At 67.4% G+C, this 25,757-nt stretch carries 25 protein-coding genes; 11 read left to right on the top strand and 14 right to left on the bottom strand.

The features are described 5' to 3' along the window. Positions 1 to 300: 300 nt before the first annotated feature. Genes clpB through E1263_RS03795 form a run of 3 tightly spaced genes read left to right on the top strand, consistent with a single transcriptional unit; the run spans position 301 to position 3,647 of the window. Positions 301 to 2,880, top strand: coding sequence for an ATP-dependent chaperone ClpB (gene clpB, locus E1263_RS03805; RefSeq protein WP_132165379.1), 2,580 nt, complete (start codon positions 301 to 303; stop codon positions 2,878 to 2,880). A 9-nt stretch (positions 2,881 to 2,889) separates the two neighbouring features. Next, positions 2,890 to 3,285: a hypothetical protein gene (locus tag E1263_RS03800; protein WP_132165377.1), complete on the top strand. Its 396-nt coding sequence runs from the start codon at positions 2,890 to 2,892 to the stop codon at positions 3,283 to 3,285. After that, positions 3,285 to 3,647, top strand: a complete 363-nt coding sequence (locus E1263_RS03795) for an ArsC/Spx/MgsR family protein (RefSeq protein ID WP_132165375.1) — start codon at positions 3,285 to 3,287, stop codon at positions 3,645 to 3,647. Before E1263_RS03800 ends, E1263_RS03795 begins: the two co-directional genes overlap by 1 nt. Positions 3,648 to 4,492: 845 nt before the next feature. Here E1263_RS03795 and E1263_RS03790 read toward each other — a convergent pair. From E1263_RS03790 to E1263_RS03775, 4 genes are all read right to left on the bottom strand, one after another. Beyond that, entirely contained in the window at positions 4,493 to 5,644 is a 1,152-nt protein-coding gene (locus tag E1263_RS03790; protein WP_132165373.1) for a pyridoxal phosphate-dependent aminotransferase, read from the bottom strand. A gap of 35 nt (positions 5,645 to 5,679) precedes the next feature. Beyond that, the gene (locus E1263_RS03785) at positions 5,680 to 7,638 is read right to left on the bottom strand and encodes a glycosyl hydrolase family 28-related protein (RefSeq protein ID WP_132165371.1); all 1,959 of its coding nucleotides are present in this window, start codon (positions 7,636 to 7,638) and stop codon (positions 5,680 to 5,682) included. Positions 7,639 to 7,725: 87 nt separating this feature from the next. Beyond that, positions 7,726 to 8,418, bottom strand: coding sequence for a FadR/GntR family transcriptional regulator (locus E1263_RS03780; RefSeq protein ID WP_132165369.1), 693 nt, complete (start codon positions 8,416 to 8,418; stop codon positions 7,726 to 7,728). 81 nt (positions 8,419 to 8,499) lie between these two features. Next, entirely contained in the window at positions 8,500 to 9,153 is a 654-nt protein-coding gene (locus tag E1263_RS03775; protein WP_238161060.1) for a pyrimidine 5'-nucleotidase, read from the bottom strand. A 49-nt stretch (positions 9,154 to 9,202) separates the two neighbouring features. Here E1263_RS03775 and E1263_RS03770 point away from each other — a divergent pair, with 49 nt between their 5' ends. Both E1263_RS03770 and E1263_RS03765 read left to right on the top strand, forming a co-directional pair. Next, positions 9,203 to 9,970 carry an SDR family NAD(P)-dependent oxidoreductase gene (locus E1263_RS03770; RefSeq protein ID WP_132165365.1) on the top strand — a complete coding sequence of 256 codons (768 nt, stop codon included), beginning with the start codon at positions 9,203 to 9,205 and terminating at the stop codon, positions 9,968 to 9,970. A gap of 80 nt (positions 9,971 to 10,050) precedes the next feature. Next, positions 10,051 to 10,857, top strand: coding sequence for a hypothetical protein (locus E1263_RS03765; RefSeq protein ID WP_132165363.1), 807 nt, complete (start codon positions 10,051 to 10,053; stop codon positions 10,855 to 10,857). Here the strand turns inward: E1263_RS03765 and E1263_RS03760 are convergent, their stop codons facing one another. From E1263_RS03760 to E1263_RS03745, 4 genes are all read right to left on the bottom strand, one after another. Then, positions 10,858 to 11,862 (bottom strand): hypothetical protein, encoded by a 1,005-nt coding sequence (locus tag E1263_RS03760; protein ID WP_132165361.1) that lies wholly within the window; start codon positions 11,860 to 11,862, stop codon positions 10,858 to 10,860. It abuts the gene before it with no gap. Then, positions 11,859 to 12,377, bottom strand: coding sequence for a SigE family RNA polymerase sigma factor (locus E1263_RS03755; protein ID WP_132165359.1), 519 nt, complete (start codon positions 12,375 to 12,377; stop codon positions 11,859 to 11,861). The genes E1263_RS03760 and E1263_RS03755 overlap by 4 nt, the downstream gene beginning before the upstream one ends. Positions 12,378 to 12,487: 110 nt before the next feature. Then, positions 12,488 to 13,387: a LysR family transcriptional regulator gene (locus tag E1263_RS03750; protein ID WP_132165357.1), complete on the bottom strand. Its 900-nt coding sequence runs from the start codon at positions 13,385 to 13,387 to the stop codon at positions 12,488 to 12,490. Beyond that, complete coding sequence (locus E1263_RS03745; protein ID WP_132165355.1) at positions 13,344 to 13,556, bottom strand: hypothetical protein; 213 nt, start codon at positions 13,554 to 13,556, stop codon at positions 13,344 to 13,346. Before E1263_RS03745 ends, E1263_RS03750 begins: the two co-directional genes overlap by 44 nt. An 84-nt stretch (positions 13,557 to 13,640) precedes the next feature. On the opposite strand from E1263_RS03745, the gene E1263_RS03740 reads away from it, so the two are divergent. Continuing rightward, positions 13,641 to 14,549 carry a LysR family transcriptional regulator gene (locus tag E1263_RS03740; protein ID WP_165956451.1) on the top strand — a complete coding sequence of 303 codons (909 nt, stop codon included), beginning with the start codon at positions 13,641 to 13,643 and terminating at the stop codon, positions 14,547 to 14,549. A 3-nt stretch (positions 14,550 to 14,552) separates the two neighbouring features. Here the strand turns inward: E1263_RS03740 and E1263_RS03735 are convergent, their stop codons facing one another. The 6 genes from E1263_RS03735 to tdh form a co-directional block, all read right to left on the bottom strand. Beyond that, positions 14,553 to 15,377 (bottom strand): aldo/keto reductase, encoded by an 825-nt coding sequence (locus E1263_RS03735; protein ID WP_132165351.1) that lies wholly within the window; start codon positions 15,375 to 15,377, stop codon positions 14,553 to 14,555. Positions 15,378 to 15,439: 62 nt separating this feature from the next. Then, positions 15,440 to 16,525: a winged helix DNA-binding domain-containing protein gene (locus E1263_RS03730; protein WP_132165349.1), complete on the bottom strand. Its 1,086-nt coding sequence runs from the start codon at positions 16,523 to 16,525 to the stop codon at positions 15,440 to 15,442. 39 nt (positions 16,526 to 16,564) lie between these two features. Further along, on the bottom strand, positions 16,565 to 16,978 hold the full coding sequence (locus tag E1263_RS03725) for a type II toxin-antitoxin system VapC family toxin (protein ID WP_132165347.1): 414 nt from the start codon (positions 16,976 to 16,978) through the stop codon (positions 16,565 to 16,567). Further along, entirely contained in the window at positions 16,978 to 17,259 is a 282-nt protein-coding gene (locus E1263_RS03720) for a ribbon-helix-helix protein, CopG family (RefSeq protein ID WP_132165345.1), read from the bottom strand. Before E1263_RS03720 ends, E1263_RS03725 begins: the two co-directional genes overlap by 1 nt. Positions 17,260 to 17,301: 42 nt before the next feature. Beyond that, entirely contained in the window at positions 17,302 to 18,483 is a 1,182-nt protein-coding gene (locus tag E1263_RS03715) for a glycine C-acetyltransferase (protein ID WP_132165343.1), read from the bottom strand. Next, positions 18,483 to 19,532: an L-threonine 3-dehydrogenase gene (gene tdh, locus E1263_RS03710; protein WP_132165341.1), complete on the bottom strand. Its 1,050-nt coding sequence runs from the start codon at positions 19,530 to 19,532 to the stop codon at positions 18,483 to 18,485. Before tdh ends, E1263_RS03715 begins: the two co-directional genes overlap by 1 nt. A 106-nt stretch (positions 19,533 to 19,638) precedes the next feature. Between tdh and E1263_RS03705 the strand changes: the two genes are divergently transcribed. From E1263_RS03705 to E1263_RS03685, 5 genes are all read left to right on the top strand, one after another. Then, complete coding sequence (locus E1263_RS03705; RefSeq protein WP_165956450.1) at positions 19,639 to 20,259, top strand: class E sortase; 621 nt, start codon at positions 19,639 to 19,641, stop codon at positions 20,257 to 20,259. A gap of 16 nt (positions 20,260 to 20,275) precedes the next feature. After that, positions 20,276 to 20,818, top strand: a complete 543-nt coding sequence (gene pyrE, locus E1263_RS03700) for an orotate phosphoribosyltransferase (protein ID WP_132165337.1) — start codon at positions 20,276 to 20,278, stop codon at positions 20,816 to 20,818. Beyond that, positions 20,818 to 21,513 carry a hypothetical protein gene (locus tag E1263_RS03695; protein WP_238161059.1) on the top strand — a complete coding sequence of 232 codons (696 nt, stop codon included), beginning with the start codon at positions 20,818 to 20,820 and terminating at the stop codon, positions 21,511 to 21,513. Before pyrE ends, E1263_RS03695 begins: the two co-directional genes overlap by 1 nt. 75 nt (positions 21,514 to 21,588) lie before the next feature. Further along, positions 21,589 to 22,341, top strand: a complete 753-nt coding sequence (locus E1263_RS03690; protein WP_132165335.1) for a LemA family protein — start codon at positions 21,589 to 21,591, stop codon at positions 22,339 to 22,341. A 269-nt stretch (positions 22,342 to 22,610) separates the two neighbouring features. Beyond that, positions 22,611 to 25,646 carry an AfsR/SARP family transcriptional regulator gene (locus tag E1263_RS03685; protein ID WP_132165333.1) on the top strand — a complete coding sequence of 1,012 codons (3,036 nt, stop codon included), beginning with the start codon at positions 22,611 to 22,613 and terminating at the stop codon, positions 25,644 to 25,646. Positions 25,647 to 25,757: the final 111 nt, after the last annotated feature.

Raw genomic sequence — 25,757 nt, 5'->3', positions numbered from 1 at the left:
GGGTTGCGGTTTGGACGGCGGGGGCGCGGCGGCGGCCGTAGTGGCGCCGCCGAGCGTCAGGCTCAGGCCTACGAGGGGCGCTAGCCAGCGTTGAGGTTGCAAGTGTTCCTCCGGAACCAGGCGGACTGCTGTCGACGACTGGTACGGAGCGATCGGCGGAAAAGTTGGCGGCGGCGGGGCATTCGATCCAGGTGGAACCCTGACCGGTCCCTGGGATTTTGTAGAGTTGAGCGGAATGGACTCAACTTTGGCTAGGTTGTACCTAGTGACTGTTTTGCTCGAAGGAAGGACTGGAACTCCATGGATGTTCAGCGGTTGACGACGCTGGCCCGCGAAACGCTGTCGGTCGCCATCCGTCAGACCTCCGCGGCGGGTAACCCGACCGTGGAACCGATTCACCTGCTGTCCGCGCTGTTCGCCCAGCCCGAGGGGACCACGATCGGTCTGCTTGAGGCCGCTGGCGGCTCCGCTGACGCCGTACGGGGTCGGGTCGCCGAGCAGGTGAGCCGGCTGCCGAAGGCCAGCGGGGGAAGCGTGCAGGCGCCGAGTTTGTCTGGCAAGACCGGTGAGGTGTTGAACCAGGCTGAGCAGCGGGCGCTGGGGCTCGGGGACGAGTACGTCTCCACTGAGCACCTGTTGATCGCGCTTGCGACTGTTGACGGCCCTGCCAAGACCGCGCTCGGGTTGACCCCGGATGCGCTGCTGCAGGCGTTCGACCAGATGCGCGGCAGTCGGCGGATCACTTCGCCGGAGGCTGAGGGGACGACCAAGACGCTGGAGAAGTACGGCGTCGACCTGACCGAGCGTGCTCGCGAAGGGCACCTCGACCCGGTGATCGGGCGGGACTCCGAGATCCGGCGCGTCGTACAGGTGCTGTCTCGGCGCACCAAGAACAACCCGGTGCTGATCGGTGAGCCCGGCGTCGGCAAGACCGCCGTCGTCGAGGGACTCGCCCAGCGGATCGTGGCGGGCGACGTACCGGAGTCTTTGCGTGGTCGACGGCTGATCAGCCTCGACCTCGGGGCGATGGTCGCGGGCGCGAAGTACCGCGGTGAGTTCGAGGAGCGGTTGAAGGCGGTGCTGACCGAGATCAAGGAATCCGGCGGTCAGGTCATCACGTTCATCGACGAGCTCCACACCGTCGTGGGCGCGGGTGCGTCCGGCGACAGCTCGATGGACGCGGGCAACATGCTGAAGCCGATGCTGGCGCGTGGTGAGCTCCGGATGATCGGTGCGACCACGCTCGATGAGTACCGGACGCGGATCGAGAAGGACCCGGCGCTGGAGCGTCGTTTCCAGCAGGTCTTCGTCGGGGAGCCATCGGTCGAGGACTCGATCGCGATCCTGCGTGGGCTGAAGGAGCGGTACGAGGCGCACCACAAGGTCGCGATCTCCGACAGCGCTCTGGTTGCGGCGGCGACGCTGTCCAGCCGGTACATCAGCGGGCGCCAGCTGCCCGACAAGGCCATTGACCTCGTCGACGAGGCGGCCTCGCGGCTGCGGATGGAGATCGACTCGTCCCCGGTCGAGATCGACTCACTCCGCCGTACGGTGGATCGGCTCAAAATGGAGGAGCTCGCGCTCTCGCGCGAGGACGACCCCTCGTCGCAGGAGCGGCTCGGGCGGCTGCGTGCCGACCTCGCCGACCGCGAGGAGGAGCTGCGCGCGCTCGAAGCCCGCTGGGAGCGGGAGAAGTCCGGTCTGAACCGGGTCGGCGAGATCAAGGAACGCATCGACGAGCTGCGCGGCCAGGCCGAGCGCGCCCAGCGCGACGGCGACCTCGGTACGGCGGCCCGCATCCTGTACGGCGAGATTCCGCAGCTCACGAAGGAGCTGGAAGAAGCCGACGCCGAGCCCGCCGTGGTTGACGGGCCGGAGGCGATGGTCGGCGAGGAGGTTGGCCCGACCGAGATCGCCGAGGTGATCGCGATGTGGACCGGCATCCCGACCGGCCGGCTGCTCGAGGGCGAGACCGGCAAGTTGCTCCGGATGGAAGACGAGCTGGGTCAGCGGTTGATCGGCCAGAAGGAAGCCGTGAAGGCGGTCAGTGACGCCGTACGGCGGGCGCGGGCCGGCATCTCGGACCCGGACCGGCCGACTGGTTCGTTCCTGTTCCTTGGGCCGACCGGTGTGGGTAAGACCGAGCTGGCGAAGGCGTTGGCCGACTTCCTGTTCGACGACGAGCGGGCGATGGTCCGGATCGACATGTCGGAGTACAGCGAGAAGCACAGCGTTTCGCGGCTCGTCGGTGCGCCTCCGGGGTATGTCGGCTACGAAGAGGGTGGCCAGCTGACCGAGGCTGTCCGGCGGCGTCCGTACTCGGTGATCCTGCTCGACGAGGTCGAGAAGGCGCACCCGGAGGTCTTCGACATCCTGCTGCAGGTTCTCGACGACGGTCGGCTGACCGACGGCCAGGGGCGGACTGTCGACTTCCGGAACGTCATCCTGATCCTGACCAGCAACCTGGGGTCGGCGTACCTGGCCGACATGTCGCTCGACGAGAAGGTCAAGCGCGACCAGGTCATGGCCGTCGTACGGCAGTCGTTCAAGCCCGAGTTCATCAACCGGCTCGACGAGATCGTCCTGTTCGACGCTTTGGGTAGTGAGGAATTGACGAAGATCGTCGCGCTCCAGATCGCTGCCCTGCAGCGCCGGCTGGTCGACCGCCGGATCACTCTCTCCGTTGATGAGGGTGCAATGGAGTGGTTGGCTCTGACCGGGTACGACCCGGTCTACGGCGCGCGCCCGTTGCGCCGGCTGGTGCAGTCCGCGATCGGTGACGAACTGGCTCGTGGGTTGCTGAACGGAAGCATCCGCGACGGCGAAACCGTCCGGGTCACGCTGAACGAGTCGAAGGACGCGTTGGACGTCACCGCCTAGGATCAAGGTGTGATCGGGGCCGAGTACTACGAAGAAACCGGACCGCCACGGGAAGTCACCGTGGCAACCGTCGTGGTACTCGGCTTTGGCGTCTTCTATCTACTCCTCGGCCTGATGGCCCTGACCTCGGCCAGCGACCAGATCTCCGAGATCGTCACCGGCTCCAAGGGCTCATCGGCTGTCGTGGTCGTCGTTGCCTGGATCGGCGCGGTGTTGTACATCGTCCCGGCGCTCTACCTGCGTCGCGGCCGCCCGTGGGCCCGCTATCTGATCATCGGGATCGCGGTCCTGGGCATCGTCGGCGGGCTGCTGTCGATCCCCACCGGGCTTCTCGGCGTTGCGCTTCACACCGGCCTGCTCATCCTCATGCTCCAACGCGCCACGAAACGCTGGTTCCGCCGCTGATGGAAATCTGGATCAACCCCGCCTGCTCCAAATGCCGCGCTGCCACGGCTGCCCTGGATGAGGCCGGTGTCGCCTACACGGTTCGCCGCTACCTCGACGATCCGCCGACGGTGGCGGAACTGGACGCCGTACTGGTTCGGCTTGACCTCGATCCGTGGCACGTCGTACGCCACAACGAACCCGAGGCTGCGGTGGTCGCCGACCTGCCCCGCGACGAGGCTCATCGCTCCGACTGGATCGCCGCGATGGTCGCGCACCCGATCCTCATCCAGCGCCCGATCCTGACAGCCGACGATCACACGACGGCCGTCGTACGGGATCCCGAGGCGCTGGCCCGCTTCCTGCCGAAGATCTCCGGATAGTGGAAACTTCTGTGCGTCAGTTGCACCTTTCTTTCCACTGAGGCGCGCTTTCCAGCCGACGTCACGGCGAGGTCGGCGACCGCGTTTCCCGTTGCGGTGGGTTCGGGGTGGTTCGCGGTTGGTCGGTAGTCCGTGGGTTGCGGTCGGCGGGGAATGTTGCGGTCAGCGATGGGTTGGCGAGCGGCTCGGCCGGTGGCGTCTGGGGATGGCTGGTCGCCGCTGCGGCCGACTAAAGGCGGCGTGGCTGGTCGCCGCGGTGGCTGGGCTGCTTGGCGAGGTCGGTGATCGCGTCGCTCGTTGCTTGGGGTTGCTGGGCTGTGGTTCCGCCGATGATGACGAGGCCGGTTAGCTGACCCGCCGCGGTGGCTTTCGACGACAGGTCAGGTGGTTCCGGGGTTGCTGCGGGTTGCCGTTTTGGTGGGGCTGGGGAGCGCTACCCCCCTGAATCGACAGGTAATGCTCCCCAGCCCCGGCAAACAGCTACTTATCCGACGACCGCACCTTACGAACCTCAGCCGAAGCCCAGGACCTCAAGCAACGAGCCACGCGGTCGCCGACGTCGCCATCCACCTCAGCCCTAGACCTGCTCAGCTGAGCGTTTTCAGTAAATCGGCCGCAGCGGCGACCAGCCACCCACCGGACGCCCTCGGCCGCAGCCCCGTCGACCGTTGCAGACAAACGATCAGCGAGAACCTACTGCCTCCCAGCGGCAGCAGACACTCGCAAAGGCGGCCCACCCAACCGCCACCAGACCTAGCGTCCGAAGAACCGGAGACCACGCCCTCTGAACCTTCGGACGTTAGCGCGGAGATCTCGCTTGAAATTTCGGCGACGCGGCGGGCGGCTCAGAGTTTTTGCAGGCGGGTCAGGGCTTCTTGGAGGAGGGCTTCTTGTTTGCAGAAGGCCCAGCGGACCAGGGGGCGTCCGGCTTCTTTGTTGTCGTAGAAGACTTGGGTGGGGATGGCTACTACGCCGGTGCGTTCGGGGAGGAGGCGGCAGAAGTCGATGCCGTCGGTGTGGCCCAGGGGGCGGATGTCGGTGGTGATGAAGTAGGTGCCGGCGGGGCGGTGGACTTCGAAGCCCAGGTCTGACAGGCCGTTGGCCAGGAGGTCTCGGCGGGACTGGAGGGTGGCGCGGATGCCGTCGAAGTAGTCGTTGCCTAGGGCAAGGGCGTTGGCGACGGCGGGCTGGAAGGGGGAGCCGGAGACGTAGGTGAGGAACTGTTTGGCGGTGGTGACGGCGGTGACCACGTCCGGCGAGCCGGTGACCCAGCCGATTTTCCAGCCGGTGACGGAGAACGTTTTGCCGGCGCTGCCGATGGAGACGGTGCGGCCGGCCATACCGTCGTACGTCGCCAGCGGGATGTGCCGGTGGTCGTCGTACACGAGGTGTTCGTAGACCTCGTCGGTGATGACGACCAGGTCGTGTTCGACGGCGAGGTCGCGGATACCGCGAAGCTCAAGATCGGTGAGGACGGTGCCGGTCGGGTTGTGTGGGGTGTTGATCAGCAGCACCTTGGTGCGCGGGGTGATCGCGGCGCGGAGCTCGTCAAGATCGAGCCGGTACGACGGCGCTCGCAGCGTGATGGGGATTCGGCGACCGCCGGCGAAGGCGATGCCGGCGGCGTACGAGTCGTAGTACGGCTCGAGGGCGATCACCTCGTCACCGGGCTCGACGAAGGCGAGCAGGGCGGCGGCGATGGCTTCGGTGGCGCCGGTGGTGACGAGCACCTGGGTGTCGGGGTCGTACGACAGGTCGTAGAACCGCTTCTGGTGGTCGACGATCGCTTGCCGCAGGGGCGCGATGCCGCGGCCGGGCGGGTACTGGTTCGCGCCGGCGCGGATGGCCGCGATCGCGTCCTCGAGGAGCGAATCGGGACCGTCGGTGTCGGGGAACCCCTGGCCGAGGTTGACCGACCCGGTCGCGACCGCGAGGGCCGACATCTCGGCGAAGATTGTGGTGCCCAGTCCGTTCAACCGCTCAGCGTGTCCGCGCATGCCCCCGACCCTACCCGGGGGCATGCGCGAGCGGACTAGTTCCAGGCCGACGGAGGCGGCGGCGGTACGACGGTAGGCCGGTCCTCGCACCAGGTGGCGCCGTACCAGCCGCCGTCGTTGCCGTTGAGCAGCCGGACGTCGAACTCGGGCGTACCGTCGAACTGGAAGGTGCCGCAGTTGTTCACGAACGGCGCCCCGACGTTGCGGGCGTCGACGTTCTCGAAGGAAGCGAAGCCGCCGACGCGGGCGTTCACGACGCCGGTGCCCGTGCCGTCGACCTTGATGTTGCTGACGGCAACGTTGTTGATCGCGTAGGTGTCCTTCACCGGCCAGTCGACGACGAACATCATCGCGTTGTACGTCGAGTCCAGGAACGAACTGTCGGTGATCTGCAGGTCGGCGTTCATCGTTGATTGCAAGGCGTACAGCCAGATCGCGCCGAGCCCGATGTTCCAGTTCAGATCGCGGGGTCCACCGCGGACGGTGGTGTTCCGGGCGAAGGTCAGCTTGCCTTCGAACGGCGTCGAGCCGAACCGCGATCCGGCATGCAGCGTGCTGCCCTCGCGGATCGGGTCCGCGACCAGGTTGTCGGTGACCGCGTTGTCCTTACCGCCGTAGATGGCGATGTTGTTCGCGAGCACCGGGGTCTGGACGGTGTTGTGGTCGTAGACGTTGTCGTGGTTGGCGAGGCCGTCGGGGTTGGCCTCCGACCACATTGCCAGGCCGTCGTCACCGCTGTTGCGGACGAAGTTGTTGGTGGCGCGGACGTTCGAGACGCCGAGGTGCAGGTTCATCCCGTCGGCGATCGCGTCGGTGATGATGTTGTTGCGGATCAGCAGGCCGTCCATCGGGCCGTCCAGCCAGATGCCGACCTTGGTGTGGTGCAGGTACAGGTTCTCGATCGTCGAACCACCGCCGATCGCACCGCCGATCCCGTTCACCTGATCGGTGTCGATCCGCTCCCGTACGTCGCTCTCGATCGCGAAGTCAGCGAGATGGACCTTCGTGCTGCCGCCGGCATCGGCGTACTTGCCGTAGAAACCCGGTGCACTGTGGGTCGACTTGTCGGGCGCAGGTTCGGCGAGTGGCAGGACCTTGCCCTTGATGATCGTGTGCCAGTTGCCGGCGCCGCGGACGGTGACCTTGTCGACCACGATGTGCCGGTTGACCTGGAACGTGCCCGCCGGAATGAACACCGACCAGCCGATCTTCTTCGCGGTCGCGATGGCGCGGTCGATGGCGGGCGCCGAATCACGCCGGCCAGTCGGGTCGGCACCGAACAGCCGGACGTCGAGAGATCGCGCAGGCTGCCGGTTCGGCGCCTTCACGAACTCGAAGTCGGCAACGTCGATGACGGTCCAGGCGGCGTTCGTCTGCTTCGGTACGGCGAACCTGACGCGGTCGCCGGCCTTGTATGTCCGGTCCAGCAGGACGCGCTGTTCGTCATAGAAGTGGTTCGGGCGGAACGGCTTGGCGACCGGGTCGGTCTCCGGCTTCCACCAGCCCGGGATCGGGTCGACGGCCGGGTCGTTGGAGAACGGATACATGCCGTAGAGCCAGGCATATTCCGAGGTGAGCGTCAGTATGCGCTTGTGCTTACCGTTGACCGTGAGGTCGAGTGGCGCCCGAATCCCGCCGCCGGTGGGGGCGTCCGGAATGCTGTAGCGCAACGTCAGCGCGTTGGCCGCGTGCGTCAGCGTGAATTCGACGTACTGCTGTGGTTGCAGCCGGACCGCGGTGCGGCCGGAGGCCTCGGCGGGCAGGGTGTAGGCCTCGCGGCCCGGACCGATCTGCTCACCGGTGAAGAAGGCGTTCTCGGCCTCCTGCTCGACGAACGGAACAGTGGCTCCCCGGCCGGCGACGAGCGCCGGATCAAGGCCGGCCCGCGTGATCCGCGGCTCCGGGCGACTGGCCGTCGCGGTCGTGGTGAGCGTTGCGCCGAGGATGGCCGTCGTCAGGGCGACGGCTACAGCGCGCAGGTGTGTTCGGGACATTGGCGGATCCCCTCCAGACGAACTGCCTGGAGGCTATGCAGTAGACCACTGCAACGCAAGATCTCGACAGGATCGAGCAAATAACGATCAGTCGGGCTGAGGGGTGGGGCGGAGGGCTCGGAGCCAGAGTTCGGTTTGGGCGATGTGGGCGGAAGCCGCGGTGGCGGCGGCGGCCGGGTCGCGCAAGGTGATCGCCGAAAGGATCGCGCGGTGCCCGCGATCACTGGTCTCCTTGATCGCCTCGAACTCCACGCCGGGCTCGAAGATCCGGTAGTGCCCACCGCGGCCACGGATCACCGCCGTCAACGCGGTCACGGTCGGGTTGCCACCCGCCGTACAGATTGCGCCGTGGAACTCCGCATCCAGCTGCTGGATCTCGGCCGCATCCGTGGTTGCTTCCAGCCGATCGAGGATCTCCGCCAGTCGGTCGGCCAATTCTGGGTCCTGCCGAGCTGCTGCTGAAGCGGTTGCGTTGGCTTCCAGAATCCGCCGTACCTCAAGCAGTTGGAGCACGCCCTCCAGCGGAATCAGCTCCACCGACAACGAGAACCGGCTGATGATCTCCGCCGGATCCAGCGCCGACACATAGGTTCCCGACCCGTGCCGGGACTCGATCACCCCGAGCGCCGCCAGCGACCGAACGGCCTCCCGCAATGAGCTCCGCGAAACCCCCAGCCGCTCACACAACTCCGGCTCCGGCGGAAATTTAGCCCCCGGACCCAACGATCCCGACGCGATCATCTGCCGCAACCCGGTCAGCGCAGTATCAGTCGCCGCCATCGTTCACCTCCCAAGTCCTCAGACCATTCCCCGCCACAATCGCTTAAATCCCCGGGAAATGCGAGTTTATTCCTACAGTCATCAGACATTGACGCGGAGGAAGGCGACCAAATCCCAGGTCCGCCAACTGCGTGAACCGAGCACCTCGTACGGCGCCGGCCCGGTGCCGGGATCGCCCGATACCCAGACGGTCGCCATCCCGAGTTGTTCAGGGACCTGCAGGTTGACGGCTAGATCGTCGCAGAACACCGCGCGCTCCGGCGTGACCGTGAACTGTTCGATGAAGCGTTGGTAGGTCTCCGGATACGGCTTGGGGAGAAGCTGCCCGGCGAGGATGTCGAAGGTGCCTTCGAAGAGGCCGTCGAGTGCGAGCCGCGCCAGAGCCTGGTCTGCGTGGTACGCCGAGCCGTTCGTGAACACGAGCTTTCGCCCCGGGAGGGCGGCGAGGGCGGCCGCGAGCGAGGGGTCGGGGACCAGGACCGAGTAGTCGATGCTGTGTTCCCAGGCGAGGTAGTCGTGGGGGTCGATGTCTCGCGTGTTCATCAATCCGCGCAGCGTGGTGCCGTGTTCGGCGACCAATGCGGACTGGAGCCGATGGGCTTCGGCCTCGTCGGCGTCGAAGAGGTTGGCCAGGTAGGCGCGGATGCGGGTGTTCATCTGGTCGGCCATGCCGGTGCTTGGTGGGTAGAGCGTGTTGTCGAGGTCGAAGATCCAGGTGTCCGTCGCAGTCAGCACCTGGTCAGAGTAGTGACAGACTGGGATTCGGTATCGATGGGAGGACGACGTGGCGACTGCGCTCATCACGGGGCCTACGGCTGGAATCGGCCGGGCGTTTGCGGACAAGTTGGCAGGTGAGGGATACGACCTGGTGCTTGTGTCGCGGGACGAGGCTCGGCTGAAGGAGGTTGCGGCCGAGGTTGCGCAGCGGTACGGCGTGGAGTGCGAGGTGCTGGCTGTCGATCTGACGGACCGGGACGACCTCGCGAAGGTGGAGGCGCGGTTCCGGAGTGGGCCCGTCGAGGTGTTGGTGAACAACGCCGGGTTCGGGCAGAAGAAGCCGTTCTGGGCCAACCCTGTCGAGGCTGAAGAGAAGCAGCTGGATCTGTTGGTGCGGGTGGTGCTGCGGCTGACGCATGCGGCGGTGCTGCCGATGATCGAGCGTGGGTCGGGCGCGGTGATCAACGTTTCGTCGGTCGCCGGATTCTTGCAGCGGGGGAGCTACAGCGCGCACAAGTCGTGGGTGACGAACTTCTCGGCGGGGCTGGCGATCGAGTTGCATGCCAAGGGTGTTGCGGTGATGGCGCTGTGCCCGGGGTTCGTGCACACCGAGTTCCACGAGCGGATGGGCATGGACAAGACGGTCGTGCCGTCGTTCATGTGGCTGGAGGCGACCGATCTGGTCAACGCCGCCTGGAAGGACCTGATGGCCGGCAAGGCGATCTCGGTCCCGAGCCGCCGGTACAAGCTCCTCGTCGCCTTGGCGCAGTACACCCCGCGGACGCTGATCGCGCGGCTCTCCACGGTCGGGCTCGACGGGCGCCGCCGGACCTGATCAGGCCGTGACCAACTCGTGTCCCAACCGCAGCGGCTTGAGGCACGTCCAACCTGACACCTAAGGGGAAGGTTGGATCCATGAATACTCGGGGAATGCGGCGGGTCATCGCCGCGGCGGCGCTGGTGGTCACCAGCGCCGGATTAGTAGCCTGCGGCAACCAAGCGCCGGCCGGTGGCGGAGCGCCGTCGACAGGGGTCAGTACGCCTGCACCCAGTACGACGCCGCCGCCGAGCGCGCCGATCAAGCCGTCGACGAACGCGCCGACGGCCACACCGTCCGCGACACCGACCGGCGGGCCGACGGCGACGCCGAGCAAGCCGGTTCCGACGCCGTCCACGAGTCCGACCAAGCCGCCGGCCGTGCAGCGGCTCGCGAACGCGATGCTCCTCACCGGCAAAGAGGTCGCCTCGGCCGACCCGAAGCGCGGCTGGGCCGCGACGTCCGCCCCGAGCCGGTCGATCTGCGGCAAAGCGGCCACCCAGGGGAACGGCGTACAGGGTCGGTTGACTCGTTCGTATGCCAATGGGATGGACGCGTCCGGCGGTCAGTGGCTGACTCGCTACCAGAGTCCGGCTGCGGCCAAGGCGGCGTACGAGCAGATTGTCGCGACGATCAAGTCCTGCAAGGCCGGGGCGCCGGGCAAGACCCACGCCCGCAAGCTGACCGAGAATCGCACCCTCGCAGTCGGTGACGCCACCGCGATCCTGCGCTGGTACGACTACCCGCTGCCGAGCGACCAGGGCAGCGAGGACGGCGGCTTCCCGTACGCCGTCACTCGCAAGGGCACCGTCGTGTCGGTCATCGCGTTCGGCGAGATGGGCAAGGGCATCGCCCCGGCCCACTGGGAAGCTCTCACCCAGACGGCTGCCGCCAAACTCCCGTAGCTAGCGCAGCGGCTCGTCGGTCCCCTTCGTGGGGTCCGACGGGTCGCTGATCAGCGTGATCCCGGCGGCGACGTCCACCATCTTGGGGAGCCGGTCGGCGGTGATGGTCGCGGCGAAACCGCTACCGAGCCCGCTGATCGTCGCCCCGATGTCGTCGACAGTGGCCGGGCGGCCGTTGACCTTCGTGGATCCTTTCCAGTTCTTGCCGGGACGGAGGACACCGAAGCGCGGCACGCCGGGGCCGGTGGTGGCGTCGGGCTCGGTCTTGCCGAGCGTCACCTCGATCAGCTGACTGGCGTCCGGGGTGACGAACGGGAATCGGACCATCACCACGTCGAGGTCGTCGGCCAGCAACCGGCGCGGCGCCGTGAACGGCACCTTCACCGGAACCGGCGTCGCGCGGCGATGGATGCCTTCGGCAACTTGTCGCGCCCGCTCGACTGGGTTCTCGGGCGTGTTGTACAACATCACGGTTCCCCAGGCGTCGTCGGCGTACTGCCAGACGATCTTCGTGCCGGAGTCGTCGCTGCTCACCAGGACGGCCGGACGGCCCGCGATATCGGGGAGTTTCGTCCCCGTCGTCGACTTCGGCCGAAGCCCCGGCGCGAGCAGTGTGACGTCGCCGATCGGACCGTCGTGTGATGGCTCTGCCGCGGTGGTCAGACCGATGACCTGGAAACGGCTGGCGGTGGTGTAGCTGACTGCCTGGAAGCCGCCACCGGTGCCGATGTCGAACTCGCGGCCCCAGACCCCGAAAGGCTGGACCTGGGCCGGCCCCTGACCGGCGACCGGGGAGTCGCGGAAGGTGTCGACGAGTGGGGGCGCTGCGAAGGCAGCGGCGCCGACAACGCCGACGACGGCCAGGCCGCCGAGTACGCGGCGCCGGCGGATGCGGCCGCGGCCGTTGTGGATGGCGCGGTCGATGCTGATCGAGTCGATGCTCTCGTCGGGAGCCTGCTGCAACACCTTCAGAACGCCGGTGTAGTCCTCGTCGTGCTTGTTCATGCCGGCTGCCCCTTTCGGTCGAAGATTGCGAGGTTGGGGCCCAGTTGGCGGCGAAGTACGGCCAGGCCACGGGCGGTGTGACTCTTCACGGTGTTCTCCGGACAGCCGAGCGTTTCGGCCACCTCGCGCACCGGCAGGTCATAAAGGAAACGCAGGACCAGCACGGTCCGGAGCTTCGGCGGAACGCGATCCAGGGCGTTGGCGACCACGAGCCGGGTCTCGACCTCGCGGCCGGACGGTGCCGCTCGCTCGATCGGTTCATCGGTGAGCTTGACCCGCGACCACGGCCGCCGATACTCGTTCAGGAAGGTCCGGACGACGATGGTCCGGACGTAGGCGTCCAGGTGGTCGACGGATTTCGCCTTGCGCCAGTGCACGTAGAGCTTGGTGATCGCCGTCTGGACGATGTCGTCCGCGCGGTGGCGGTCCTTGCAGAGGGACCCGGCGAGCCGGCGCAGCTCGGGCAGGCGGGCCGTCACGTAGTCGATGTACTGCTGCTCATCCTGTGCACGCACGGCCTGGCCTCCCGTCTTCCGGACGCCTTGAGCGTGTCATCGCGGTGGTTCAGTTGAACTCTCACACCCGGCAAACACGGCAGATGGGCTCGGCGGTTGAGTGACCTGGGTCACAACTTCTCGGCTACCTCAGTCAGTACGTCGAGAGTCGCGGTGATCAGGGGGTGGTCGGCGCGACTCCGCCGGACGGCCGCGTACACACGTCGTACTGGGGCCGGGTTGGGCAGCGGGCGGATTAGCGCGAGCGTCGGCGCGGGGACCGCGAGCCGGGGGACGAGCGAGACGCCGGCGCCCGCGGCAACCAAGGCGGCGACGGCGCGGAAGTCGTCGGATTCGTGGGCGATCCTCGGCTGGAATCCGGCCTGTTCACAAGCCAGCAGTACGACGTCCCGAATCGGATTGCCCGGCGCGGTCATCACCCAGTCGTCGCCGGCGAGCATCGCCAAGTCGATCGTTGCGTGGCCGGCCGCCGGGTGCATGGGCGGGATGACTGCCACGAAAGGCTCGGCGTACAAGGGGATTCGGGTCAGTCGCTGGTCGTCGGCGCGCGGCGAACCGCGGTGCTCGACGGCGATCGCGAGGTCCGCGTCGCCGTCGAGAAGTTGAGTGATGCCCTGATGGCCTTCGGCATCCCGTACGACGAGGGTCAGGCCGGGGCTCGTGTCGCGGAGCCGGGCCAGGGCCGGTGCGACCAGGAGGCTGATCGCGGTCGCGAAGGCGGTGATCCGGACCTCGCCGGTGGAACCGTCGGCGAAGAGTCGTAGCGCGTCCTCGGCCCGCTCGACTTCGCCGAGGATCGTGTCGGCGTGGGTGAGGAGCAGACGGCCGGCGGAGGTGATCGCGACCCGGCGGCCGCGGCGCTCCAGCAACTCCTGGCCGACCTCGGATTCGAGGGCGGCCAGTTGCTGGGAGACCGCCGAGGGGGTCAGATGCAGCACCTCGGCGGCCGCAGTCACGGTGCCATGGTCAGCAAGCGCGCGCAGGACCCGCAACCGTCGTACCTCGATCACGGTCCTCAGCTTGGCACACGTCCTCTTCGGGGAGGGCGAACAGCCTGTGGATAACGCGCAGGATCGGGCGCTTGTGCAGCGGACGGTGTGGGCGGACGGGGGCGTGCGGCTCGGCGGAGTGGATGTCGTCGTGGATGGCTTTGATGACGGAGAACGGGATGTAGCTCATGTCTTCGACGGTAGAAACCAAGTAGATGATGCGTCCAATGAAAGTTATCCACACTGTTGATACGTCCTGTGCATAATGTCGGTCATGGAGCTGCGGCAGTTGCGGTCGTTCGTGGTGGTGGCCGAGGAGCTGAACGTCGGGCGCGCGGCGGTGCGGCTGCACCTGACTCAGCCCTCGCTGAGCCGGCAGATCGCGGCGCTTGAGCGGGATATCGGGGTGGAACTGTTCGCCCGGATCAAGAAACGCTTCGTGCTGACCGCCGCCGGAGCGACGTTCCTGGCAGAGGCACAGGATCTGTTGCGGCGGTCGGAGGAGGCTGTGCGTGCTGCGCAGCGAACGCAGCGGGGTGAGCTGGGGACGCTGCGGCTGCGGTTCGTGCAGTCGGCGACGTTCGAGGCGCTGCCACGGTTGCTCGGGGCGTTCCGGACGGCGTACCCGGAGGTCGTGCTCGATCTGGAGACGCTGACCACGCTGCGGCAGACCGAGGCGTTGCGGGATGGGCGGATCGACGTCGGGCTGCTGCGGCCGAGTGCGCCCTCAGCTGAGCCTGCGGACGAGAAGGCCGCCGTACAGCTGGCGCCTGGTCTGTCGTCGCGAGTGGTGTCGTCGGATCCGGTGCTGGTGGCGCTGCCGGCGCGGCACCGATTGGCGCGGCGGAAGCGGCTGCGGCTGGCCGAGCTCGGGGGCGAGCCGTTCGTGTTCTACAACCGGCCGAGCGGGCCGGTCGTCCACGACACCTTGATCGGCTTCTGCCGGGCGGCCGGGTTCACGCCGCGGATCGAGCAGGAGGCGGCCGATGTACAGACGATTGTGTCCTTGGTGGCCGCCGGGATCGGGATCTCGCTGCTGATCGGGCCGACGCCCCCGTCGAACCCGAATTCGGTCGTGTACCGCGAGTTGTCCGATGACCTACCTCTGTGGCAACTCTGTGTTGCCTGGTCGCCGGACAACCGGTCCCCGGTTCTTGCGCGGTTCCTGGAGATCCTGGACTGACGGTCAGTCGAACTTGTCGGGGTCGCCACCGGTCCGGACGCCGGTCTCCAGATCGGCGATCGCCGCCATATCGTCGTTGTCGAGCTGGAAGTCGAAGACCGCGATGTTCTCCTCGATCCGGCTCGGCGTCACCGACTTCGGCAGCACGACGTTGCCGAGCTGCAGGTGCCAGCGGATCATCACCTGCGCGGCCGACTTCCCGTACTTCGCACCGATCGTCTTCAGCACGTCGTTGTTGATCAGTTCGCCGGAGGCGAGCGGGCTCCAGGCCTGCGTGACGATGTCGTTCTCCGCGTTGAACGCGCGCAGCTCGTCCTGCGGCAGCGCCGGGTGCAGCTCGATCTGGTTCACCGCCGGGCGGATCGTGGTCTCGTCGAACAGCCGCTTCAGCGCCGGCTCGTGGAAGTTCGAGACCCCGATCGCGCGGATCCGCTTGTCGGCGTACAGCTGCTCGAACGCCTTCCAGGTGTCGACGTACTTGTCCTTCTTCAGCGACTGCCAGTGGATCAGGTACAGGTCGACGCTCTCCAGGCCGAGCCGCTCCAGGCTCTGGTCGAACGCCTTCAGGGTGCTGTCGTACCCCTGTTCGCTGTTCCACAACTTGGTGGTGACGAACAGTTCGTCACGCGGGAGGCCCGACGCGGCGATCGCGCGCCCGACGCCGGCCTCGTTGCCGTAGATCGCGGCGGTGTCGATGTGGCGGTAGCCGGCCTCGAATGCGGTCGTGACCACATCGGTCGCGAGCGCGTCCTCGACCTGCCAGACCCCCAGGCCCAGCTGCGGGATCTCGACGCCGTTGTCCAGAGTGATGGAGGGGACTGTGTTCATCTCCCCATTTCACCGGTACGACGGTCTCTGGCCCAGTCATCTGATGTGTGACAACAACCTCATCAACCGCCCGTAACCACCTCGGTGGTCTTCGCAGCCGGCTCCAGGAACCCCAGCAACGCGGTCCCTTCCCGCTCCAGCGCCGCCAGATCCTTCTTCAGTAACCGCCCGAACGGCGTCAGCGTGAGAGTCGCCACACCACGCTTGGCCGTCGCTGTCCACAGCCCCGCGACCAGCCCGTCCACCGTGTACGTCGCCTTCACCCGCAGGTTCTTCGTGAACACCGCTGGGCGATGCTCGTCGGCAATGATCCGCTCCCGCTTCGCGTGTGCCAGCAAGAGGTTGTCGAACTCCGGCAAGAACCGCACCGGGACCGCGGTGTCCGGATCGGGTCTCGGGGCGCTAGGAACGTCGTACAGGGGTTTGTTGTTGTCGTCGGTGAACACCTCGAGCTCGAGGCTGTCGAATATGGGCTTGGCTTTTGATAGTCCGGACCAGGTTTGGAAGTCAGCAGGCGTCGCAGGCCCGAACGCGCCGAGATACCTAAGGACGAGCTCGGCCTGCTCTTCCTTCGTGTGCAGGTTCTTTCCGAGCCAAGCCTCAGCCGGCGTGAACCGCGCATTGGCCGGCCAGCTCCACCTGGTGCCCGTCGGATACATCACGAGCGGCACCAGCATCCGCGTGCAGAACCCCAACGCCCGCTCGTTCACCGCCGGAAACTCAGCCTGCAACGCATCCCGGACTTCCGTAAACGTCAACGGCTCCACACTCAAGATTCGCTCCGCTGCCGCAACCACCTTCGCAGGCTCCATCCCCTCCGCCCGCTCCTTCAGCAGCCGCAGCCCAGCCTCCAGCACCGGAGCCACAGTCGCGCGAAATCGCAGGTAGTCCGTGGCAGTCACCAAATGCAAAGTCCCCCGAAACAGCGTCCCCCGCACGACCTCCCGCGCTTCGATCGCCGCATCCAGCTCCGCCTCCGCGAACCCGCTCACCCGAGACCACAACCCGACGTACGGATGCTTAGCCTCCTGCCCCTGCATCCCCGCAAGCCGGCCCACCGCCTCAACCACCGACACCTCAGCCCGCTCCACCAACATCTGCCGAGCCAACGTCGCCCGATTCACCGCCCGTGCACTCATCACCGCCATGCACGCATAGTCCCGCACCCCACCGACAAGCAGTAGGCGCTAGTCGCGGCCCGGCATCGCCACGGCCAGCGAGTTGCCACGGCAAGCGTCGGCGAGACGATCGTCGTAGGTGACGACGACGTCCGCATCGAGGATCAGCGCGCTGGCGAGGTGGATCGCATCGAGGGTCCGCAGGACGGGCGGCGTGATCCGCCGGCCCAGGCTGAGCACGTCAGCGGTGATCGGTCGTTCGTCGATACCGGACATCGCTTCGTCCAGCAGGTCGGTGGCGACGATCGGTGTGGAGGCGTAGCGAAGGACGACGCGGGCGATCTCCGTCCGGCCCAGGGACGACGTAACGAGGAGGTCGCCCTGCTGGTAGTGCTCATCGAGAAACTCCAGCAGGCCGGTGGACTCCTCTTCGACGACAACGCGCTTGATCAGCGCGCTGCTGTCGACGTAGACGATCGGCATCAGAAGCGGTCCTCACGGTCGAGCGCGTCGAGGCTGTTCGTGCCCTCGGGCAGGCGCAGCCGGGGCGTCACCTTCCGGTACGGCACGCGCGCCGGCTGGACCAGGTAGCCGGCCGCTCTGGCGCGGTCGCGGGCGGACAGCGGCGGCTCGTCGCTGTCGATCAGGTGGAGATGGCGTGCAACGGCGTCCCGGACGATCTCCTGCTGGGATCGTCCGGTGCGTTCGGCCTCGGCCTGGAGGGCCGTGGCGGCTTCGATGGGGAGTCTCAGGTTCATGGCCATGCCGCCATGGTACCGCGTCGGTACCGTCGGTGGTACCGGAATTCAGTTGAGGGCGGTGCGGGCCTCGATGAAGGCTTCGATGACGCGTTCTACGTCGGCGGTGGAGTGGGCGGCCGACAGTTGCACCCGGATTCGGGCCTTGCCGTGGGGTACCACCGGGTAGGAGAAGGCGATGACGTAGATGCCTAGTTCCAGCAGCTTTTCGGCCAGTACGGCGGCCTGTGCCGCGTCGCCGATCATGACCGGGGCGATGGCGTGGGTGCCGGGGAGGATGTCGAAGCCGGCTTCGGTCATTTTGGTGCGGAAGAGTTCCGTGTTGGCGTTGAGCTGGTCGCGGAGGGCGGTGGAGGTGGCGATGAGCTCCAGGGCCTTGAGGGACGCGGCGGTCACGGACGGGGCGAGGGAGTTGGAGAAGAGGTAGGGGCGGGAGCGCTGCCGCAGCAGTTCGACGATTTCGCGGCGGGCGGAGACGTAGCCGCCGGAGGCGCCGCCGAGGGCTTTGCCGAGGGTGCCGGTGACGATGTCGACGCGGTCCTTGACGCCGAACAGGGACGGGGTGCCGGCGCCGTCGGGGCCGACGAAGCCGACGGCGTGGGAGTCGTCGACCATGACGATGGCGTCGTAGCGCTCGGCGAGGTCGCAGATTTCGTCGAGGGGGGCTACGTAGCCGTCCATGGAGAAGACGCCGTCGGTGGCGATCAGGCGGTAGCGGGCGTCGGCGGCGTCCTTGAGCTGGGCCTCGAGGTCGGCCATGTCGCGGTTCTTGTAGCGGAAGCGCTTGGCCTTCGACAGGCGGATGCCGTCGATGATGCTGGCGTGGTTGAGCTCGTCGGAGATGATCGCGTCCTCAGCGCCGAGCAGGGTCTCGAAGAGACCGCCGTTGGCGTCGAAGCAGGAGCTGTAGAGGATCGTGTCCTCGGTGCCGAGGAAGGTGCTCAAGGCACCTTCCAGGTCCTTGTGGATCTGCTGCGTACCGCAGATGAAGCGCACCGAAGACAGACCGAATCCCCAGCGATCGAGGGCGTCCTTGGCGGCGGCGACAACCTCCGGATGATCGGCCAGGCCGAGGTAGTTGTTGGCGCAGAAGTTCAGCACCTCGTTGCCATTGGCAACGGAAATCAGTGCCTGCTGCGGTGACGTGATCACCCGCTCGGACTTGTACAGCCCGGCGTCCCGGATCTCGCCGATCGTCGCCTTCAGGTCGTCGCGCATCTGCCCGAACATCAGTGCTTCTCCTCCAGTACTTCGCTCGTCCAGTCCAAGATGACCTTGCCGCACAGCCCGGCGCGGGCGACGTCGAAGGCCTGCTCGAAGTCGCCGTACCCGAAGCGGTGCGTGATCACCGGCGTCAGGTCCAGGCCGCGTTCGAGCATCACCGACATCGAGTACCAGGTCTCGAACATCTCCCGGCCGTAGATGCCCTTGATGGTCAGCATGTTGAGTACGACGGTGCTCCAGTCGATCGAGATCTCGTCGGCCGGCAGGCCGAGCATCGCGATCTTGCCGCCGTGGTTCATGTTCGCGAGCATGTCGCGGAGTGCGGCGGGCTGCCCGGACATCTCCATGCCGACGTCGAAACCCTCGCGCATCCCGAGGCTCTGCTGCGCTTCGGCAATCGTCTCGGAGCCGATGTTGACCGCGCGGGTGACGCCGATCTTCCGGGCCAGATCAAGCCGGTACTCCGACAGGTCCGTGATCACGACGTTCCGCGCCCCGGCGTGGAGTGCGACGGCCGCGGCCATCACCCCGATCGGCCCGGCGCCGGTGATCAGCACGTCCTCGCCGACCAGCGGGAACGACAACGCAGTGTGTACGGCGTTCCCGAACGGATCGAAGACCGCGGCGACATCGAGGTCCACCGGGTCCTTGTGAACCCATGCGTTCTGCGCGGGCAGAGCGACGTACTCGGCGAAAGCGCCCGGATGATGCACGCCCAGGCCGCGCGTCTTGATGCAGAGGTGGCGGCGGCCGGCGCGGCAGTTGCGGCAGCGGCCGCAGACCAGGTGCCCCTCGCCGCTGACCAGGTCACCGACCGCGACGTCGCGGACGCCGACCCCGGTCTCGACGACCTCGCCGACGAACTCGTGCCCGGTGACCATCGGGACCGGCACGTTCTTCTGTGCCCACGTGTCCCAGCTCTGGATGTGCAGGTCGGTACCGCACAAGCCCGTCCGCAGCACCTTGATCAGGACCTCGTCGGCCTCGATCTTCGGCTCCGGAACATCCTGCAACCACAGACCGGGCTTCGCCTCAGCCTTGACCAGCGCCTTCACCGCATACCTCCGTTGATAGGTCGCCCACATCGTCGTCCCGGGCAACCACCCGCGTCCATCGACACGTCGTACACAGCCTTTGCAGTTGAACTGCATACTTGTCCGCATGCGGGGATTCGTGCGGTGGCTAGGGATCCTCTTCCTGGTGGCGGGCGTAGGCCTGCTCGGCTGGGTCGGCTGGCAGTACTTCGGGACCGGGATCACCTCGAACCAGCAGATGGGTGAGGCGGAGAACGCACTGCGCGAGCAGTGGAAGAAGCCCGCCGAGGCGAAGCCGGTCGAGGGTGATCCGGTGGTGCTGATCCGGATTCCGAAGTTCGGCAAGGACTGGGAGAAGCCGGTCATCGAGGGTGTCGGCAAGGGCGAACTCGCCCGCGGGATCGGCCATTACCCGCAGACCCAGCTGCCCGGTCAGCCGGGGAACTTCGCGATCGCCGGGCACCGGGTGACCCACGGCTCGCCGTTCCGCAAGCTGCTCGAGCTGCACAAGGGCGACCAGGTGATCGTCGAGACCTCGGACGCCATCTACACCTACGAGCTGGACGGCTCGCCGCGCGATCTGACCGTGAAACCGGCCGACAACTGGGTCCTCGAACCGGTCCCGGGCAAGCCGCAGCAGACCGCGACCAAGTCGATCATCACGCTCACCACCTGCCAGGACCTCTTCCATTCCCCCGACCGCTCAGTCGCCTTCGGCCAGCTAGTAAAAGTCAGCAAGAAGGCCTGAACTAAGCTGATCGCTCATGAGCTATGACCGGGACGCACTGCTGGAGCAGGTCAAGACCAAGGCCGTCGTACACGGCAAGGTGACGCTGGCATCGGGCAAGGAAGCCGACTACTACGTCGACCTGCGCCGCATCACGCTGGACGCGGCGGCCGCGCCGCTGATCGGCCCGGCGCTGCTCGAGCTGACCAAGGATCTCCAGTACGACGCTGTCGGCGGGCTGACGCTCGGCGCCGACCCGGTCGCGATGTCGATGCTGCACGCGGCCGCGGCGCAGGGCCGCACGCTGGACGCGTTCGTCGTCCGCAAGGCGGAGAAGACGCACGGCCTGCAGCGCCGCATCGAGGGCCCGGACGTGAAGGGCCGCCGCGTGCTCGCGGTCGAGGACACCTCCACCACCGGCGGTTCCGTCCTGACTGCCGTCGAGGCGCTCCGCGAGGCCGGCGCCGAGGTGGTCGCTGTGGCGGTCATCGTCGACCGGGCCACCGGTGCCAAGGAGAAGGTGGAGTCGGAGGGTCTGGAGTACCGGACCGTCTTCGGTCTCGAGGACCTGGGCCTGTAGTGAGCGTCGGCCCCATCCTGCTGTTCCTGCTCTTCGCGGTGATCGCGGGCGGGATCATCTGGTTCAGCCTGCACCAGGCGAAGAAGCGCCGCGAGCTGTTCGCCGGTTTCGCGAGGCAGTACGGCTGGTCGTACACCCCCGCCAACAACGCGTTGGCGGGCAACTGGCAAGGAACGCCGTTCCGCACCGGCGACCACTGGCAGGTGAAGAACGTCCTGGCCGGGCTGTACAACGGCCACCAGATGGTTGCCTTCGACTACAGCTACCAAACCCACAGCTCCAACGGCAAAGGCCGCCGTACGACGACCACCCACAAGTACGGCGTTGTTGTCGTCCAACTGCCTGGCGCTCTTCCGCACCTGGAAGTCACCCACGAGGGCATCTTCGGCGGATCGGTGGCGAACGCGCTGGGCTTCCAAGACCTGCAGTTCGAGAGTGACCAGTTCAACCGCGCGTTCCGGGTGAAGGCGGACGACGAGCGCTTCGGGCACGCCGTGATCACCCCGCGGATGATGGAACTGCTGCTGGCGCGTGGCGAGATCGGCTGGCGGATCGAGGGCAACTCGCTGATCGGCTGGGATGCGGGACCGCATCAGCCCACCGAGGTCCTCAACCGCCTGCAACTGCTGGAACAGGTCATCGGACAGGTGCCGCCGTACGTGTGGCGTGATTACGCGGGCGTGGAACGCCGGTAGGCAGAGATACGTCCGAGTGGCACTTGCCTCGCCGTAGAGTCGGGGCAGCATCGCCAACACTCGGGAGCAAGACCAATGACGTTTGTCATCATCGCGATCGTGGTGATCGTCGTGATTCTGGCCATCGCGCTGATCACGTCGTACAACCGGTTCGTGAAGCAGCGGAACCTGATTCAGGAGTCCTGGCGGCAGATCGATGTCGAGCTGCACCGCCGCTACGACCTGATCCCCAACCTGGTCGAGACGGTGCGGGCGTTCGCTGCGCACGAGCGGCACGTGTTCGAGGAGGTTGCCCGGCTGCGCACGCAGGCGGTGAACGTCCAGGGCGCGACCCCGGAGCAGCGGGCCGCGGCCGAAGGCGAGCTGTCCGGCGCACTGCGGCAGATGATGATCTCGGTCGAGGCCTACCCGCAGGTGCAGTCGAACCAGAACTTCCTGGGCCTGCAGCGCGAGCTGATCGACACCGAGGACCGGATCGCGGCCGGTCGCCGGTTCTACAACGCGAACGTCGGCGACTACAACACGCGGATCGAGGCGTTCCCGTCGAACGTCGTCGCGAACTCGTTCAAGTTCGACAAGGCCGGCTACTTCGAGGTGAAGGACGAGTCCGTCCGCGCGGTTCCGCAGGTCTCGTTCGGGACCATCGGCTCGGTCTCCGGTGAGCAGGCGCCGCCGCAGATGCAGCCGGGCGTGCAGTCCTCCGGGCAGATTCAGCCCCCGTTGCCGGGAGACCAGCCCCAGTACGGGGCTCCCCAGGGACCGCCGGTGGGCGGCCCGCCTGCGGGTTCCCCCAGCCCACAGGACGGGCAACCACCCTTTACGGGCTAACACCGCACCGGCGGCCACTGACGGGAGTGCCTGGCGGACACTCCTGCTAGGCACCGGTTCCCCGTGGCTCAGGACCCCCGATCCCGAACTCCACACCGGTGCTGGGCCGGGGCGCGGCGGCGGTCGGTCGCCGTGCCCCAGGCCCTGCCTCCCCCCGGTACCTGTGTCAACCCTGCCCGACTGAGATACATCCGGCGTACATCGGACTTCCCGCGCAGTACAGCGAGGTGTGACGATGGGTCGGTTCGAGATCGTGGAGAGGCAGCCAAGTGGACAGTCCGAGGTACGGGATCCTCGGGCCCCTGCGCCTCAGCCATGTCCAGGGGCAGCCGCTGAAGGCCGCCAAACCGCGGCAATTGCTGGCCACTCTGCTCCTGCACCCGAACCGTTTCGTCTCCACCGACCTGATCGCGGATGCACTCTGGGAGAGCACTCCACCACGCTCCGCGACGGCGAACATCCGCACCTACGTCCGCGCGCTGCGTGGCGTGCTGCAGGACGCCGGACTGCCGGCCCCGATCGATACCTCCGCCGCCGGCTACAGCATCGAGGTCGGCGTCGATGAGCTGGACGCGAGCCTCTTCGAATCGCTGCTCGCCGAGGGCGGTCATCTCAGAGACGCCGGTGACGGCCGACAGGCCATGCAGGCGCTCTCCCGGGCCTACGCGCTCTGGCGTGGGCGCCCGCTGGAGGACCTGATCATCCCGGCCGCCTGGGAGGGCTCGCTCAACCGCCTTGAGGCGCAACACCGCGGGCTGGTCGACAGCCTGCTGGACCTGCGCCTGGAATACGGGGATGCGGGTGGCGCCGCCGTACTGATCAGTGCCCGGCTCACTGAAGACCCGTACGACGAACAGCTGTGGCGGCGGCTCGTGGACGCGCTCCTGGCCGCTGGTCGAGTCGGCGAGGCGCGTGCGGCGTACGGGAAGGCTGTTCAGACGCTGGCGGATGAGCTGGACATCAAGCCCGGTGCGGAGCTCGAGGCTGCCGGTGCGCGCGCGGAGAACGGCCGCTCCGCCAACTGGCCCAACCCCGGCATCCCAGCAGCAGCCCGTACGGCGGAACGCGCAGCGGAGGCCGCTCCAGGCCCGATGGCGGCTCCGGAGCTCACGGACCCCCTGCGCACGCCGAGTCAGCTCCCGCTCGACCTGGCGGACTTCAGCGGCCGTGAGGAGCACCTGGAGCAGTTGCGCGACCTGGTGTGCGGCCGCGACCCGGTCCGCCCGCCCATTGCGGTTGTCTCGGGCGCACCGGGGACCGGCAAGACCTCTCTGGCCGTTCGGCTGGGCCATATGGTCAGGGATTCGTTCCCGGACGGGCAGATCTACCTCGACATGCACGGCGCAACACAGCCACGCGACCCGGCCGCGGCACTGACCGATGTGCTGCTCAGCCTCAACCTGCCCGACTATGCGATCCCCACCGATCCCGAGCGGCGCTCAGCGATGCTGCGGTCGGAGCTGGCCAGCCGGCGGGTGCTGATCATCCTCGACGACGTCGCCACCGCAGGTCAGGTCACGCCGCTGATGCCAGGCACTGGGGCGTCCGCTGTCGTCGTGACGAGCCGCAACCGGCTGGCTGACCTGGCAGGTGCGGACAGCCTGGCCCTGGACACGTTCGACGACGGTGAGGCCGCGACTCTGCTGGAGTCTGTTGCTGGCGCCGGACGCGTCGACCGGACGACATCCGCAGCCGAAGAGATCCTCGCGGCCTGCGGGAATCTCCCACTCGCGATCCGGATCGTCGGCAGCCGGCTGGCCCAGCGGCCAGATCTGAGCCCGGGTGAGCTCGCCCGGCGGTTGCGGGACGAGAGCTCCCGACTGGACGAGCTGAGCATCGGTGAGCTCGCCGTACGGACCAGTGCGGACCTCAGCTATGACTCGCTCAACCCCGAAGAAGCACGGCTCTACAGACTGATCGGGCACTTCGCAGTGGGCGTCTTCTCCGCCCGCGCGCTGGAAGCGATCGCATCGCCGTCCTCAGTACGTCGCAGCCTGGACCGGCTGATCGAGGTCAACCTGGTCCGGATCAGCACCGTCGACCACCGCGGTACGGCGCGCTACCGGATGCACGATCTCCTGCGCCTGCACGCGATCGGCGTCGGCAACGAGAGCCAGCAGGCCGAGGCGGTCAAGGACGTCGCGACTGTCGTCGACGCGATCCTGAACAAGATTCGCCGGGCCAACAAAGCCCTCGCGGTCGAGTACTTCGGCGTACTGGAGCACACCGGGCCACTGACGTCACCGGACCCGGCGCCGTTCAACGAGACCGATGCAATCGCCTGGTTCGACAGTGAGCGCAGTACTTTCGTCCCTGCGATCCGGGCGGCCGCACAGAACGGCCTGCATGAGTATGCGTGGCGCATCGCGTCCGCGTGGGGCCCGTACCTCGACATGCGGGCCGGGTTCGACGACTGGAGCGAGTCACACCGCCAGGGCCTGCAGAGCGCGATCGAGTCCGGCGACCGGTGGGGTGAGGCGATCATGCATCGCAACCTCGGTCAGCTCGGGATCTACCAGGACGACTGGGACGCCGCCTCGCACCACCTCGACCAGGCGGCGACGATCTTCGCCGAGGTCGGCGACCGGTTCGGCGACGGGATCAGTGCCGTCGGCCTCGGGACCTGGCTGCGCGAACGCGGCCGGCCGGACGAGGGTCTGGCGCAGTACGAGAAGGCGATCGAGGCCTTCGTGGAGGTCGGCAACGCGAACGGTGAGGCGGTTGCGCGGACGGCGGCCTCGTCGATCTGGCTGGCTCGCGACGACACCGTCACGGCCGGTCGCTACCTGGCCGAGTCGTTCCTGCTCGGCGTGCGGCTGGCCGATGCGCACCGGGTCGCGAAGGTACGGCGCCGGATCGCGGAGCTGCGGATCCACCAGGGCCGCCACTTCCAGGCGGTTCGCCAGCTGCGGCATTCGCTGAACACCTTCACCAGTCTCGGCGACGACCACTGCGCGGCGTACGCGCGAGCTGACCTCGGCCATGCGCTGATGGAGTGTGGCGAGGTGGCCGCGGCGCGCAAGATGCTGCTCGACTCGATGGAGATCGGCCGCCGGCTGGGCGACCGCAGCGTCGAGGGCCAGGCGGCGCAGCACCTCGGCCGGCTCTACGTCCGGACCGGCAACCTGGAATGGGCCCGCCGCACCTTCGACCGCGCCGCGCGGGTCTGGCAGCAGGCAGGCAACGAGGTCCGCGCCACCGCCTGCCGCAGCGAACTGGCCGCGTTCGAGAACGACGCCGACGCGACCTGGCCGCATTCGAAGGCGACGCTGCCGCGAGCTGACCGCCGTACAGCGGTGCAGTAAGGCCGCTCCGCAGGGCAATGTACGGCGGCTGTATCGGGCTCAGCCAGTCTTTGTCCTGCCACGGCAACAGAGGGCCGGCGGATACGGGGATCGGGGGATGCCTAATGGCCT

It is taken from the genome of Kribbella antibiotica, from assembly GCF_004349055.1.
Taxonomy (GTDB): domain Bacteria; phylum Actinomycetota; class Actinomycetes; order Propionibacteriales; family Kribbellaceae; genus Kribbella; species Kribbella antibiotica.
Note: the sequence above shows the minus strand (reverse complement) of the source record. Positions and strands in the feature narration are given on the sequence as shown.

Bases quoted from the DNA above. Each gene is read 5' to 3' on its own strand.
- E1263_RS03720 (WP_132165345.1), bottom strand. From the start codon at position 17,259: ATGGCCATGAACCTGAGACTCCCCATCGAAGCCGCCACGGCCCTCCAG.
- E1263_RS03735 (WP_132165351.1), bottom strand. From the start codon at position 15,377: ATGAACACAGTCCCCTCCATCACTCTGGACAACGGCGTCGAGATCCCG.
- E1263_RS03715 (WP_132165343.1), bottom strand. From the start codon at position 18,483: ATGTTCGGGCAGATGCGCGACGACCTGAAGGCGACGATCGGCGAGATC.
- E1263_RS03785 (WP_132165371.1), bottom strand. From the start codon at position 7,638: ATGTCCCGAACACACCTGCGCGCTGTAGCCGTCGCCCTGACGACGGCC.
- E1263_RS03705 (WP_165956450.1), top strand. From the start codon at position 19,639: ATGCGGGGATTCGTGCGGTGGCTAGGGATCCTCTTCCTGGTGGCGGGC.
- E1263_RS03795 (WP_132165375.1), top strand. From the start codon at position 3,285: ATGGAAATCTGGATCAACCCCGCCTGCTCCAAATGCCGCGCTGCCACG.
- E1263_RS03765 (WP_132165363.1), top strand. From the start codon at position 10,051: ATGAATACTCGGGGAATGCGGCGGGTCATCGCCGCGGCGGCGCTGGTG.
- E1263_RS03690 (WP_132165335.1), top strand. From the start codon at position 21,589: ATGACGTTTGTCATCATCGCGATCGTGGTGATCGTCGTGATTCTGGCC.
- E1263_RS03730 (WP_132165349.1), bottom strand. From the start codon at position 16,525: ATGGCGGTGATGAGTGCACGGGCGGTGAATCGGGCGACGTTGGCTCGG.
- E1263_RS03780 (WP_132165369.1), bottom strand. From the start codon at position 8,418: ATGGCGGCGACTGATACTGCGCTGACCGGGTTGCGGCAGATGATCGCG.
- E1263_RS03745 (WP_132165355.1), bottom strand. From the start codon at position 13,556: ATGAGCTACATCCCGTTCTCCGTCATCAAAGCCATCCACGACGACATC.
- E1263_RS03725 (WP_132165347.1), bottom strand. From the start codon at position 16,978: ATGCCGATCGTCTACGTCGACAGCAGCGCGCTGATCAAGCGCGTTGTC.
- E1263_RS03740 (WP_165956451.1), top strand. From the start codon at position 13,641: ATGGAGCTGCGGCAGTTGCGGTCGTTCGTGGTGGTGGCCGAGGAGCTG.
- E1263_RS03760 (WP_132165361.1), bottom strand. From the start codon at position 11,862: ATGAACAAGCACGACGAGGACTACACCGGCGTTCTGAAGGTGTTGCAG.
- clpB (WP_132165379.1), top strand. From the start codon at position 301: ATGGATGTTCAGCGGTTGACGACGCTGGCCCGCGAAACGCTGTCGGTC.
- E1263_RS03790 (WP_132165373.1), bottom strand. From the start codon at position 5,644: ATGCGCGGACACGCTGAGCGGTTGAACGGACTGGGCACCACAATCTTC.
- pyrE (WP_132165337.1), top strand. From the start codon at position 20,276: ATGAGCTATGACCGGGACGCACTGCTGGAGCAGGTCAAGACCAAGGCC.